This is a genomic window from Bradyrhizobium monzae (genome assembly GCF_021458635.1).
Lineage (GTDB): Bacteria > Pseudomonadota > Alphaproteobacteria > Rhizobiales > Xanthobacteraceae > Bradyrhizobium.
The window spans coordinates 495,515-507,924 of record NZ_JAIRDQ010000005.1 but is presented as its reverse complement, the minus strand read 5'-3'; the positions used below and the strand labels follow the sequence as shown (position 1 = coordinate 507,924).

Here is a 12,410-nt window from a genome sequence, read left to right as displayed (position 1 = left end):
CGAGCGATGCTGGTTGACAGTCACTGCCATCTGGATTTTCCGGACTTTGCGGAGGATCTCGACGGGATCGTGTCGCGGGCTCGCGCGGCAGGGATCGGCCGCATGGTCACGATCTCGACGCGGGTACGAAAGCTCGATCAGCTTCTCGCCATCGCCGCGCGCTACGACGACGTCTATTGCTCGGTCGGCACTCATCCGCACAACGCGAACGAGGAAGACGGCATTTCGCCCGACGAGCTGATCGCGCTGACGCAGCATCCGAAGGTGGTCGCGCTCGGCGAAGCCGGGCTCGACTATTTCTACGACAACGGCTCGCCGGAGGCGCAGGCGAGGGGCTTCCGTGCCCACATTGCCGCAGCCCGTGCCACCGGCCTGCCACTGGTGATCCACACCCGCGAGGCGGACGAGGATTGCGCCCGCATCCTGGAAGAGGAGGCGGCGAAGGGATCGTTCAGCGCCGTGCTGCATTGTTACACCGGCGGGCGCGAGCTGGCGCTGAAGGCGGTGTCGCTCGGGCTTTATATCGGCTTCACGGGTATCCTGACCTTCAAGAAGTCGGACAGCTTGCGCGCGCTCGCGGCCGAATTGCCGTCTGACCGTATTCTGGTTGAAACAGACTCGCCATACCTTGCGCCGGGCAAGTTTCGGGGCAAGCGCAACGAGCCGGCCTATGTGGTCGAGGTCGCCAAGGTGCTGGCCGAGGCGCGTGGCGTCTCGCTCGAAGAGATTTCACGCCAGACCAGCGAAAACTTCTTCCGCCTGTTCTCCAAGGTGAAAGCTTGAGGTTCTGATCCGCATGACGCTGACGCTGACGATCCTGGGCTCCGGCTCCTCCGCCGGCGTGCCGCGCCCGGCCCTCGGCTGGGGCGCCTGCGACCCCAACAACCCGAAGAACCGCCGCCGCCGCTGCTCGCTGCTGGTCGAGCAGACATCCGACCACGGCACCACACGTATCGTGATCGACACCTCGCCGGACCTGCGCGAGCAGTTGATCTCGACCAATGTCGACCACATCGACGCGGTGTTCCTGACGCATGAGCATGCCGACCAGACCCACGGGATGGACGATCTGCGCTCGGTCGTGATCCACATGCGCAGGCGCATTCCGGTCTATTTCAACCAGTCGACCGCCAAGGACATCATGGCGCGGTTCTCCTATTGCTTCATCTCGCCGGAGGGCAGCGACTATCCGCCGATCCTAAACCGGCATTCGATCGAGGCGGGCGGGAGCCAGATCATCAGCGGCAAGGGCGGTGACGTGACCATGACCGCCTTCCTGGTCCAGCACGGCAACATTCCCGCACTCGGCTATCGTATCGGCAATGCCGCCTACACGCCCGACCTCAACGACATCCCGGCGGAGAGTTTTGGCGCGTTGGAAAACCTCGATCTCTGGATCGTCGATGGCCTGCGCTACACCCCGCACGTCAGCCATTTCAGCATCAATGACGCGCTGTCCTGGATCGAGCGCTTCAAGCCGAAGCGCGCCGTCATCACCAACATGATGGCCGACGTCGATTACGAGGTGATCCGGCAGAAGCTGCCTGCGGGCGTGGTGCCGGCCTACGACGGCTTGCGACTGGAGACGAACTAACCTTTACCAGGTGTAACGGACCAAGGCCTGCCGGCAATCTTTTCCTGTGATGTCTTGATGTCGTCGGACATGCGCAATCTTTTCAGTGCAACGACGCAGCCACACATGCCCTGTTTCTACGTGTGTCTGACGCTGGAGCGAGTTTCAGGCCGTAATCGCCTTGGCCGAGTCAACCTTGCTGCGCAGCAGGAATTTCTGGATCTTTCCGGTCGACGTCTTCGGGATCGGTCCGAACACGACGGCTTTCGGCGTCTTGAAGCCGCTCATATGTGTGCGGCAGAACGCGATGATGTCGGCCTCGCTTGCGCTGGCGCCGTCCTTGAGCTCGACGAAGGCGCAGGGCACTTCGCCCCATTTCGGATCGGGCTTGGCGACCACCGCGGCGAACAGCACGGCTGGGTGCTTGTAGAGGATGTCCTCGACCTCCACGGACGAAATGTTCTCGCCGCCGGAGATGATGATGTCCTTGGATCGGTCTTTGATCGTGACGTAGCCGTGCTCGTCGAGCACGCCGAGATCGCCGGTGTGAAACCAGCCGCCCTCGAAGGCTTCCTGCGTCGCCTTCTCGTTCTTGAGGTAGCCTTTCATCACGATGTTGCCGCGGAACATGACCTCGCCGATGGTCTCGCCGTCGCGTGGCACCTCCCGCATGGTCTGTGGATTGATGACGGTGACGCCTTCCTCGAGCGGGTAGGGCACGCCCTGCCGCCGCTTCATCTTCGCGCGCTCAGGAGCAGGGAGTTCGTCCCAGCCGGGCTGCTCGGCGCAGACGGAGGCGGGCCCGTAGACTTCGGTCAGGCCATAGACGTGCGTGAGCTTGATGCCGATGCTCTCGGCTCCCTCGAGCACGGCAACCGGCGGCGCGGCACCCGCGATCAGGCCGACCACGCGACGGGCGGAGCCGTTCTTCGGCGCATCGGGCGCATTGATCAGCGTGTTGTAGACGATCGGCGCGCCGCACATGTGGGTGACGCCGTGTTGCTTGATCAGCTCGAAGATTTTGGTCGGCTCGACCTTGCGCAGGCAGACGTTGATGCCGGCGGCGGCCGCCAGGGTCCAGGGAAAGCACCAGCCGTTGCAATGGAACATCGGCAGGGTCCAGAGATAGACCGGGTGCTGGCCGAGATTGCCGGCGAGGATGTTGCTGACGGCATTCAGATAGGCGCCGCGATGATGGGTGACGACGCCCTTGGGATTGCCCGTCGTGCCCGAGGTGTAGCTCAGCGCGATCGCGTCCCATTCGTCGCTGGGCGGGGTCGCCGTAAAATCCGGATCGCCCTGTGCAACCGCCGCTTCATATTCGATTTCGCCGATGCGCTTGCCGCCTTTGAAAGCGGCATCGTCGACGTCGATCACGAACGGCTTTGGCCCGCTCATCTGGGCCAGCGCATCGGTGATCACACCGGAAAATTCGGGATCGACCAGAATGATTTTTGCGCCGCCATGGTCGAGCTGAAACGCAATCGAGGGCGCATCCAGGCGGATGTTGAGCGCATTGAGCACGGCACCCGTCATGGGCACCGCGAAGTGCGCCTCGTTCATCGCCGGAATGTTCGGTAGCATCGCCGCGACGGTATCGCCGACGCCGATGCCCTTGCCGGCGAGCCAGGACGCGAAGCGCTTGCAGCGCTCATGCGTCTCGGCCCACGTGAAGCTGCGGCCCTCATAGACCGTGCTGATATGTTCCGGATACACCGCGGCGCTGCGCGCGAGGAAGCTCAGCGGCGACAGCGGCACGTAATTGGCGGGGGTCTTGTCGAGGCCGATATTGTACTGGTTCTGCCGATCACTCATCGACACCCTCCTTGACGCCGCGCGGTTTACAGGAATCCGATCGAGATCCAGGGGAAGACCGCGACGATGATCAATCCCACCAGCAGCGCCAGCAGATAACCCCAGATCGGCCTGATGCCCTCGGCCGGATCGACGCGTCCGATGGCGCAGGCGGCATAATAGCCGACGCCGAACGGCGGAGCGAATAGCCCGATACCCATCGCCAGAATGATGATCATGGCGTAGTGCACCTCGTGCACGCCGACGAGCCGCGCGATCGGAAACATCAGCGGTCCGAAGAGCACGATCGCAGGAATGCCCTCCAGCACGCTGCCGAGGACCACGAAGGCCAGGATCGAGACGGCGATGAAGGTGGCGGAGCCGCCCGGCAGGCCGGTCATGGACGCTGCCAGCGCGCGCGAGAAGCCGGACTGGGTCAGGCCCCAGGCCATGCCGGTCGCGGTCCCGATGATCAGCAGGATGGCGCCGGACAGGCAGGCGGTCTCGATCAGCATCGGCAGCAGCCGCCGCCAGTCGAACTGGCGGTAGATCAGGAGCCCGATCACCAGCGCATAAACGATGCCGATGGTCGAGACTTCGGTGGCGGTCGCGATGCCTTCGACCACAGCGTAGCGGATGACAAAGGGCAGGGCCAGGGCAGGGACGGAGACCACGAAGGCGCGGGCGATCTCGCCTGAAGTGGCACGTGTGACGTGGCTCAGATCCTCGCCGCGATAACGCCACCACACCAGCCCCGACAGCGTCAGCGCCAGCACGACGCCCGGCAGCAGGCCGCCAGTGAACAGCGCCGAGATCGATACGCCCGTGACCGAGCCGATGGTGATCAGGACGAGGCTCGGCGGAATGGTTTCGGTCTGCGCGCCGGTGGCCGCGAGCAGGGCGACGAGATCGCCCGGCTTGGCGCCGCGCTGTTTCATCTCGGGGAACAAGACCGGCGCAACGGCGGCCATGTCGGCCGCCTTGGCGCCGGAGATGCCGGAAACAAGATACATGGCGCCGACCAGCACATAATGCAGCCCGCCGCGAACATGGCCGAGCAGGCTCGCCAGGAATGCCACCATGGCCCGCGCCATGCCGGTCATTTCGATCAAAAGTCCGAGAAACACGAACAGCGGCACCGAGAGCAGGATGAGGTGGCTCATGCCCTCGTCCATCCGCCCGACCAGCACCATCAGCGGCGTCCGCGTGGTCAACGCCAGATAGCCGAAGATCGCAAGGCCAAACGCGAACGCGATCGGCACGCCCGCGAACACGCAGAAGCCGACCACGCCGACGAAGAAGATGATCAGATTGAAATTGCCGAGTGGCCTGAGCAGCGGCTGCGCGAACCAGAACAGCGCGATCAGCACGACGACCGTGGCCGCTGCCGCCAGCAGCGTCTTGAGGTCGCCGACGCGGAGCAGCCGCAACAACGCGAACAGCACCATCAGGCAGATGCCGACCGGCAGCGCTGCGGCACGCCAGGTGTTGGAGATCTGCAGCGCCGGCGTGGTGATGAAACTCTCTTCGTACGCGTATTCATAGGCCGGATGGACGATCAGCAGCAGGAACGCCAGCGCTGCACAGGTCGCGACCACGTCGAGATAAGCCCACAGCCTCGGGCCTGCGCTGGCAACCAGCGCCGTCATCCGCATGTGCTCGCTGCGGCGGAATGCAACCGCTGAGCCCAGCATCGCCAGCCACAGGAACAGCATCGAGGCCAGTTCGTCCGACCACACGAGCGGCGCGTGCAGCACGTAGCGCGAGACTACGCCAGCGAACAGGATCACAACCTCGGCGACGACCAGGATCGCCGCCGGGATCTCGACCAGCCATTTCAATGCATGCTCGACGGAGCCGAGCAAAGGCCGGCGGCGAGGGGGCTCAGCCACCTCGCCGGCCACGGCTGGCGTCATGTCGACATGAGCCATGGCAAGGGCCCCTATTGCTTACGCGTTACGACAGCTTGCCGACGGACTTTTCGAGCAGATCCCAGGCCTTGTCGCCGTACTTGCCCTTCCACTCGGCGTAGAAGCCGGCCGCGCGCAGCTTGTCGCGGAACGGCCCGACCTCGGGCTGGTTGAACGTGAGGCCTTTGCCCGCCAGCTCCTGCCTGACGCTGATATTGAGCTTCTCGGTGTCCTCGCGCTCCTTGACGGCAGCCGCGTTGACGTTCTTGGCGACGATGGTCTTGATGTCGTCCGGCAGCGCCGCCCAGGCACGACGGTTCATCAGGAACCAGAAGCCGTCCCACATGTGGTTGGTCAGCGAGCAGTACTTCTGCACCTCGTAGAGCTTCGCCGTCGAGATCAGCGCCAGCGGGTTCTCCTGGCCTTCGACGATCTTGGTCTGCAGCGCCGAATAGACCTCGGCGAAATTGATCGAGGCGGGCGAGGCGTCGAACGCCTTGAACATCGAGGTCCACAGCGGCGACACCGGCACGCGGATCTTGAAGCCCTTGAGATCGTCCGGGCCGTTGATCGGCTTGGTCGAGGACGTGGTCTGGCGGAAGCCGTTGTCCCAGATCTTGTCCATGACCTCGAGGCCGGCCTTGTTGATCTCGCCGCGGACATAGGCGCCGAGGTCGCCGTCCATGGCCTTCCAGACCGTGGGGTAATCCGGGAACGCGAAGCCGATGCCGTTGATCGACGCCGCCGGCACCAGGGTCGCGAGGATCAGGCCGGACAGCGTGAAGAACTCGACGCCGCCGGAGCGCACCTGGCTCAGCATGTCGGTGTCGGAGCCGAGCTGGCTGTTCGGGAAGACCTGGAGGTCGAACCGGCCGTTGGTTTCGGTCTTGATGGCCGCGGCCATCTCACGGGCGCGCGCCACGAACGGATGCGACTCCGGCAAATTGTTTGCGAACTTGTAGGAGAACTCGGCGGCCTGGGCACGAGCCACATAGGGCGCGCTGACGCCGCCGAAGACGGCGGTCGCGGCGGAGGCCTTGAGAAGCGTGCGGCGGGAAAAACTCATGGGTCTGCTTCCTCGGAAGTTTGTTCTTGTTATGAGACGCAAACCTATACGGACGTCTGGTCGGCAGTCATCTGCGATCTCGCGAAGCTTGCTTATTGCAGCCGGACAAGGTCGCGGCAATATCGGCTTTCGGCAGAGAGGCTGGATTCAAAAAGGCGAAAACAACCCCATGCACAGTAGCCGTCATGAGCTGAGACGACGACCGACGGCCAGGTCGGAAATGAGCCTTGAGCGAAGGCGCTGTGGCAGGAGCTTGATCTAAATATTTGATCTGATTGTATATAACTATATTCCATAATATACCTTATGCGAATTACGGATATGGCTGACCCCGATCAGGGTGCGGCTTGCCGTCGGATCGCTGAAATGCCTCCTCTCCGGTCAAGGCCCACCTCGCAGGCCGCGGCCATCGCGACGCATCGTCGCCGCGCGGCCTCGGGTGTGCGTGCTTCGAAACGGATGGTGCCCGCGAATGGCGTCCCGCGAGATCGTCCGGCCGGCGATCAGGACGGCGCTGCGAAGTCGTAAGAGATGCGTCCGGCGGGCAGATAGAACAGGGCGATGACCGCGCCGCCGCGGACCTCGGGATAGTGTCGGCTGCCGGGATCGGGCGCCGTCCAGCCGGGTCCCTGCCAGCCCTGCAGCCCCTTCAGCTCGGCGCCCTTGTCCAGGGGCACGACCAGGTTCAGTTCCCCATAGGGGTGGCCGTGATATTGCCCGCGCAGCACGTCGTGGTCGTCCTCGTCCTTGAAGCGGCGTGGATCGGTGCTGTTCATGTAGACGGCCGTGATGCTGAACTGGAACGTGTCCGGCGTCGGCTCCAGGATGCGGCTGCGCCGGTAGTTCGGGCCGTCGACCTCCTGGTTCGCTGCCCAGCCTTCCTCGACGCCGCGTTTTATCAGGCGGGCCAGGTCCTGGTAGAGCGGGCTGTCTTCGCCGTATCTCTCGTTGAGCCACCGCTCCATCTCCGCGCCGGGTGTCATATCCTTGACCTCGCGCAGAAACGGAATGCTGCTCTGAATCAGGTCCTCTCGGCTTCCCATGGCCGTGTCCTTTCTAGTTCGGTTGCACACTGGTCTTCGAACCCCGCAAACGAGGCGAACTCCGCGATGTCCGCGCGCGGCATCAGCCTGCCCCGGGCTCCGTCCCTGGCGCGGCCGATCGAGATGCCACACACCACCATTTGCTCCGCCGGGATCGACAGCAGCGGGCGCAGGATGCGGTGATATCGCGAGAACGTTTCCTGCGGACAGGACTGAAGCCCATGGCCTGCCGCAGCCAGCAGCACGTTCTGGACGAACATGCCGAGGTCGAGCCAGCTCCCGACCTGCAGGCGCCGGTCGATGGTGACGATCAGCCCGACAGGAGCGCCAAAGAACGCATAATTCCTGGCGGTTTGCGTGCTCCTGGCCTCGGTATCGGTTTGGGCGATGCCGAGCGAGCCGTAGAACAACCGGCCGAACGCCTGTCGTCGCTGCAAATAGGGTTCGGGCAGGTCGCTGGCGTAGTAGCTGTACTCCGAGACATGCTCGTCGCGGGCCGTTTCGTGCGCCGCGCGCAGCGCCGCCGACACGCGCTCCTTGGCGGCGCCCGCCAGGACGTAGACGCGCCAGGGCTGGATGTTGGCGCCGCTCGGCGCAAACCGCGCCACGCGAAGAATCTGCTCGATGGTCCCTCGCCCGACCGGTGCGCCCGAGAAGTCGCGGCATGCAAAACGACCCGCGATGATCTCGTCGATACCGCCGATCATGGCTTCTTCAGGAACGGACATCCGCCCTGCTCCATCGGCCGGAAAGCTTCCTCTCCCGGTATCGTCGCCAGCAGCTCGTAATAGTCGAACTTGTATTTGGATTGCTCGGGGGCCTTGACGCGAAACAGATACATGTCGCGGACCAGCCGGCCGTCGTCGCGGATCCGACCGTTTCCGGTCATGAAATCGTTCACGGGTGTTGCGCGCATCGTAGCCGCGACGGTTGGCCCATCCAGCGTGCCGGCCGCCTGTACTGCCTTGAGGTAGTGCTTCACCGCGCCATACGTGCCGGCATGGATCATGGTCGGGACTTTCTGGGTCTTCGCGATGAAGCGCTTCGACCACGCGCGCGTGTCCTCGTTGAGGTCCCAATAGAACGCAGAGCTCAGCATCAGGCCCTGGGCGCTCTGGAGTCCGAGGCTGTGAATGTCGGCAATGAAGACGAGCAGCCCGACAAGCTTCTGCCGCTCCGTAACGCCGAACTCGCCGGCCTGCTTGACCGCGTTAATGAAGTCGCCGCCGGAATCGGCAAGCGCGATCACGTCCGCCTTCGACGACTGCGCCTGGAGCAGGAAGGAGGAAAAATCCGGCGTGTTGATCGGATGCTTGGCTGCTCCAGCCACCTTGCCACCCATGGCGTCGATGACCTTGCGGCTGTCGGCTTCGAGCTGGGCCCCGAGGGAGTAGTCGACCGAAATGAAGTACCAGGATTTTGCGCCGAGACGCGACATCGCCTTCGTCGTTCCCTGCGACAGCGCGTAGGTGTCGTAGGTCCAGTGGATCCCGGTCGGCGAGCATTCGTCGCCAGTCAGGCGGGACGTGGCTGCGCCGGTGGCGAGGAACAGCTTCTTCTTGTCGCGCGTGATGCCCTGCACCGCCAGTGCGACGGCAGAGTTCGGCACGTCGAGAATGACCTCGACATTTTCGTTGTCGAGCCATCGCCGGGCGATGGTCGCTCCCACGTCGGCCTTGTTCTGGTGGTCTCCTGCGACGATCTGGATCGGACGCCCGAGCACCTGACCGTTGAAGTCGTCGACGGCCATCTGCGCCGCGACCACCGAGCCCTGGCCGCCGTTGTCGGCGTAGAGCGAGGACATGTCGGTCAGGACGCCAAGCTTCACGGGACCGTCCTGCGCAATGGCCGGTGCCGTCAACAGCGCCAGTGCAACTCCGAAAGCTCCGATCGATATCCCGCGGGATGTCATAGTCCGTCTCCTCCAAATCCGGCGCCGGGATCATGACGGGATCGCGCAATTGCGGAAGTGAAACTCTTGCAGAGTGATCCTGAAGCGCCTTCAGGTTGGTGACCCGAGCGGCCCGGCATCGCGGTCCGGGCACCTTGCTCGGTTGCGTCGGCCGCGTGGTTGGCCTTAACTGGACAAGATCGCAGGTACGCAAACAGGCGCGCGATCCGCCTGCGACGGTGTTCTGCTCGTGGCTGTTTCCTTCAAGACCCTGGACCTGAACCTGCTCAAGGTCTTCGACGCCGTCATGGAGGAGCGAAGCGTGCTGCGGGCAAGCCAGCGGGTTGCCCTCAGTCAATCCGCCGTCAGCCATTCGCTTGCCCGGCTGCGTGAGATGCTGGAGGACGATCTATTCGTGCGCACGGCGACCGGCATGCAGCCGACCGCGCGCGCATTGACGATGGCGCCGCAGGTTCGTGAAGCGCTGCGATCGCTCGAAGCGGCGGTCGAGCTGCCGAGCTTCGTTCCGGCGGCCTCCACCAGGCAATTCACCCTGGCCGCCAACGACTTCACTACGATGGTGCTGGCCTCACCGCTCCTGAAGATACTGAGGCTGGAAGCGCCGGCGATCGACCTGATCATCAAGCCGGTGACACGGATCGACCTCGCCGAGCAGATCGACCTTGGTCGCATCGACGTTGCGATCGGCGTCTTCTCGGATCCGCCGAGCCGATTCCGGACGTCGCTGCTGTTCGAATATGACGACGTGCTGATCGTGGGCGGAAAGCGCAAGCTCGGCCGGATCGACAACGCGGCTCTGGCGCGCATGCCTCTGGTCGTTGTCTCCTTCGGCGGCGAGCAGGAGGGGGCGATCGGCGGATTCATCTCCGAACGCGGCCTCGCCAGGCGATCGGAAATGTACGACCGCGCCGCACTCGAAAAGGCATTGTCCGAAAGCGACCGGCCGCCGCGAATAGCTGTTTCGTTACCGCATTTTCTGGCCCTGCCCGCCCTCCTCGCGGACTCGGATTTGGCGGCCATCGTTCCGCGGCCATTGGCGCGGGCGTTCGCACGCGCGCATGCGATCACAACGTATGAGCTGCCTTACGCCACGACCCCGGTCGAGGTCCGGCTGTTGTGGCACGAACGCATCGAGGGCGAGCCGTCGCACGATTGGATTCACGACATCCTCAGGCGCGCCACCGAAGACCTGAGGCGCGGACGCTAGCTGGAACGCTCTCGGCAAGATGGCCGTCGCGAACTACTCGGCGCGGCCATCGGTCGTGGCCGACGATTCTCTTGTTGATTTGCGGACTACATTGGACGAGTGCGGCCCGAGCACTAATTCCGTGTCGGAATGATTTGCGAACAAATCAGCATGTCCGAGGGGACTGCGGCAGCGCACTTCAACGAGGCGGATCGAGAAATCTGCGTAGCGTTCCCGCCGCGTCCATCGCGGCGCACCAGCCAAAGACGATCGCCGGGCCGATCATCGTGCCGGGTCCCGGGTAAGTGCCGCGGAAGATCGAAGATGCATCCGTGCCGACTGCGTACAGCCCGGACAAACGCTTCCCGTCGCGAGACAAGACCCGGCCGCATGAATCTGTGCGCAAGCCGGCGCTGCTGGCAAGGTCCGAGGGCCAGACGGCCACCGCATAATAAGGTCCTGACCCGATCCGCCGTAGACAAGGATTAGGTTTGCCCCTGGGACCGCCATTGAACCGGTTCAGTTCGCTTGAGCCTCGGCCGAAGTCTTCGTCGAGACCTGTTGCCGCAAAGCCGTTGTATCGCGCGATTGTTTGCGCAAGCTGCTCGGCATCCACGTCGATCTTGCGGGCCAACGCCTCGATGGTTTCGCCTTCCACCAGATATCCGGCCTCAAGGAAGCCTCTCAAATTCCTGGTTCCCGGGTGAACCAGCCCGAGGCCAAAATCAACGATGAAGCTGCGATCGCAGATCAGGAAAGCCGGTGTCGTTGACGTAGCCAACATCGCTGCGACGAAGTCGTGATAGGAATCGGCTTCATTGACGAAGCGGCGTCCCGATTTGTCCACGGCCAGCAGTCCCGGCTTGGCCCGGTCGAGCATGATGTGCGGGAAGACCGAGACATGACCGTCGGCTTGCGTCATCACCGAGCTCGGCATCCACAAGGCCGGGCTTTCGAGATCGCGCTCGATCACGGCGTCGATGCGCTCGGCCGCGAGGATGCCGTCTCCGGTGTTGGACGGCGGCGCAAGCGAGAGGCGCCGCGCGGCGTCCGGGAATAGCCGTTCGCGAAGGTCACGGCTCCAGCCGATGCCGCCTGTCGCCAGAACCACGCCCTTGCGGACGCGGATGGCCACCTCTCCGCTCGGAGACGACAGGACGGCCCCGACGATGTCGTCGCCTTGGCGGATGATCTCGCGAAGCGCCGTCTCAAATCGCAAGCCGACGCCGGCGCGACGGACACTGTCAAACAGTCTGGCGACAAGTGCATTGCCCATGATCAGGTGTGCCGCGCTTGTAGCTCAGCCGATCCAGCGCATGGCGCGTGAGAAGGCCAATGACGTGCTTGAAGTGCGTCCAGCTGCGGAAGGGCGCCAGCAAAGGCGGAATGTCCGTCTTTCCGACCATCATGCCGCCGAGAACCATGAACTCCCGGCGCGGCGGCCTGATACGGTCAAAGTCGTCACCGAGCTTGCGGCCGTCGAACGGCACGGCACCGAGCGCTCGACCGCCGATGGCGGCGCCCGGCAAGTTCTTGTAGTCGGGATGGACCGGCGGCGCGGCGAACTGCACGCTCGTCCGCTGCGCGAGATAATCGAGAACGATCGGGCCTGCCTCTAGGAACATGTCCAGCCGTTCGTCCGTCGCCTGCGCGCCGAGCATCGCGGCGAGATAAATGCGCGCGGCCTCGACAGTATCAGGCGTGCCCGCGCGCTGTCCCTCCCGGTTGCCCGGAATCCAGACGGTCCCGGCGGAGGTTGCGGTCGTGCCGCCCACCATGTCCGACTTTTCGCAAAGGATGACATCGAGCCCTTCGAGGGCTGCGACCAACGCGGCTGTCATGCCGGCCGCACCGGCGCCGACGACCAGCAGGTCGGTCTCGACATCAAAGGAGCGATCGTCTTGCGGCATCCGGAGCACCCTTCCC

11 protein-coding genes are annotated in these 12,410 nt (G+C 64.0%); 3 read left to right on the top strand and 8 right to left on the bottom strand.

Annotated features, from left to right (window positions below):
- Positions 1-6: 6 nt before the first annotated feature.
- Together K3F49_RS21720 and K3F49_RS21715 are read left to right on the top strand one after the other, a co-directional pair.
- On the top strand, positions 7-783 hold the full coding sequence (locus K3F49_RS21720; RefSeq protein ID WP_234682977.1) for a TatD family hydrolase: 777 nt from the start codon (positions 7-9) through the stop codon (positions 781-783).
- Between the two features lie 13 nt (positions 784-796).
- The gene (locus K3F49_RS21715; protein ID WP_234682976.1) at positions 797-1,594 is read left to right on the top strand and encodes an MBL fold metallo-hydrolase; all 798 of its coding nucleotides are present in this window, start codon (positions 797-799) and stop codon (positions 1,592-1,594) included.
- A 144-nt stretch (positions 1,595-1,738) separates the two neighbouring features.
- Here the strand turns inward: K3F49_RS21715 and K3F49_RS21710 are convergent, their stop codons facing one another.
- The 6 genes from K3F49_RS21710 to K3F49_RS21685 form a co-directional block, all read right to left on the bottom strand.
- Positions 1,739-3,388 carry an acyl-CoA synthetase gene (locus K3F49_RS21710; protein WP_234682975.1) on the bottom strand — a complete coding sequence of 550 codons (1,650 nt, stop codon included), beginning with the start codon at positions 3,386-3,388 and terminating at the stop codon, positions 1,739-1,741.
- Between the two features lie 26 nt (positions 3,389-3,414).
- Positions 3,415-5,298 carry a TRAP transporter large permease gene (locus K3F49_RS21705; RefSeq protein WP_234682974.1) on the bottom strand — a complete coding sequence of 628 codons (1,884 nt, stop codon included), beginning with the start codon at positions 5,296-5,298 and terminating at the stop codon, positions 3,415-3,417.
- 25 nt (positions 5,299-5,323) lie between these two features.
- Positions 5,324-6,343: a TRAP transporter substrate-binding protein gene (locus K3F49_RS21700; RefSeq protein ID WP_234682973.1), complete on the bottom strand. Its 1,020-nt coding sequence runs from the start codon at positions 6,341-6,343 to the stop codon at positions 5,324-5,326.
- A gap of 503 nt (positions 6,344-6,846) precedes the next feature.
- The gene (locus K3F49_RS21695; RefSeq protein WP_234682972.1) at positions 6,847-7,386 is read right to left on the bottom strand and encodes a 4-hydroxylaminobenzoate lyase; all 540 of its coding nucleotides are present in this window, start codon (positions 7,384-7,386) and stop codon (positions 6,847-6,849) included.
- The gene (locus K3F49_RS21690) at positions 7,365-8,114 is read right to left on the bottom strand and encodes a nitroreductase (RefSeq protein WP_234682971.1); all 750 of its coding nucleotides are present in this window, start codon (positions 8,112-8,114) and stop codon (positions 7,365-7,367) included. Before K3F49_RS21690 ends, K3F49_RS21695 begins: the two co-directional genes overlap by 22 nt.
- Positions 8,090-9,298, bottom strand: coding sequence for an ABC transporter substrate-binding protein (locus K3F49_RS21685; RefSeq protein WP_234682970.1), 1,209 nt, complete (start codon positions 9,296-9,298; stop codon positions 8,090-8,092). The genes K3F49_RS21690 and K3F49_RS21685 overlap by 25 nt, the downstream gene beginning before the upstream one ends.
- A gap of 229 nt (positions 9,299-9,527) precedes the next feature.
- On the opposite strand from K3F49_RS21685, the gene K3F49_RS21680 reads away from it, so the two are divergent.
- Complete coding sequence (locus tag K3F49_RS21680; RefSeq protein WP_234682969.1) at positions 9,528-10,505, top strand: LysR family transcriptional regulator; 978 nt, start codon at positions 9,528-9,530, stop codon at positions 10,503-10,505.
- A 178-nt stretch (positions 10,506-10,683) separates the two neighbouring features.
- Here the strand turns inward: K3F49_RS21680 and K3F49_RS39225 are convergent, their stop codons facing one another.
- Together K3F49_RS39225 and K3F49_RS39220 are read right to left on the bottom strand one after the other, a co-directional pair.
- On the bottom strand, positions 10,684-11,760 hold the full coding sequence (locus tag K3F49_RS39225; RefSeq protein ID WP_276575406.1) for an FAD-binding protein: 1,077 nt from the start codon (positions 11,758-11,760) through the stop codon (positions 10,684-10,686).
- On the bottom strand, positions 11,729-12,394 hold the full coding sequence (locus tag K3F49_RS39220) for an FAD-dependent oxidoreductase (RefSeq protein ID WP_276575405.1): 666 nt from the start codon (positions 12,392-12,394) through the stop codon (positions 11,729-11,731). Before K3F49_RS39220 ends, K3F49_RS39225 begins: the two co-directional genes overlap by 32 nt.
- Positions 12,395-12,410: the final 16 nt, after the last annotated feature.

Excerpts from the sequence above, each read along its gene's own strand:
- K3F49_RS21720 (WP_234682977.1), top strand. The coding sequence starts at position 7 with ATGCTGGTTGACAGTCACTGCCATCTGGATTTTCCGGACTTTGCGGAG.
- K3F49_RS21715 (WP_234682976.1), top strand. The coding sequence starts at position 797 with ATGACGCTGACGCTGACGATCCTGGGCTCCGGCTCCTCCGCCGGCGTG.
- K3F49_RS21710 (WP_234682975.1), bottom strand. The coding sequence starts at position 3,388 with ATGAGTGATCGGCAGAACCAGTACAATATCGGCCTCGACAAGACCCCC.
- K3F49_RS21705 (WP_234682974.1), bottom strand. The coding sequence starts at position 5,298 with ATGGCTCATGTCGACATGACGCCAGCCGTGGCCGGCGAGGTGGCTGAG.
- K3F49_RS21700 (WP_234682973.1), bottom strand. The coding sequence starts at position 6,343 with ATGAGTTTTTCCCGCCGCACGCTTCTCAAGGCCTCCGCCGCGACCGCC.
- K3F49_RS21695 (WP_234682972.1), bottom strand. The coding sequence starts at position 7,386 with ATGGGAAGCCGAGAGGACCTGATTCAGAGCAGCATTCCGTTTCTGCGC.
- K3F49_RS21690 (WP_234682971.1), bottom strand. The coding sequence starts at position 8,114 with ATGTCCGTTCCTGAAGAAGCCATGATCGGCGGTATCGACGAGATCATC.
- K3F49_RS21685 (WP_234682970.1), bottom strand. The coding sequence starts at position 9,298 with ATGACATCCCGCGGGATATCGATCGGAGCTTTCGGAGTTGCACTGGCG.
- K3F49_RS39225 (WP_276575406.1), bottom strand. The coding sequence starts at position 11,760 with ATGGGCAATGCACTTGTCGCCAGACTGTTTGACAGTGTCCGTCGCGCC.
- K3F49_RS39220 (WP_276575405.1), bottom strand. The coding sequence starts at position 12,394 with ATGCCGCAAGACGATCGCTCCTTTGATGTCGAGACCGACCTGCTGGTC.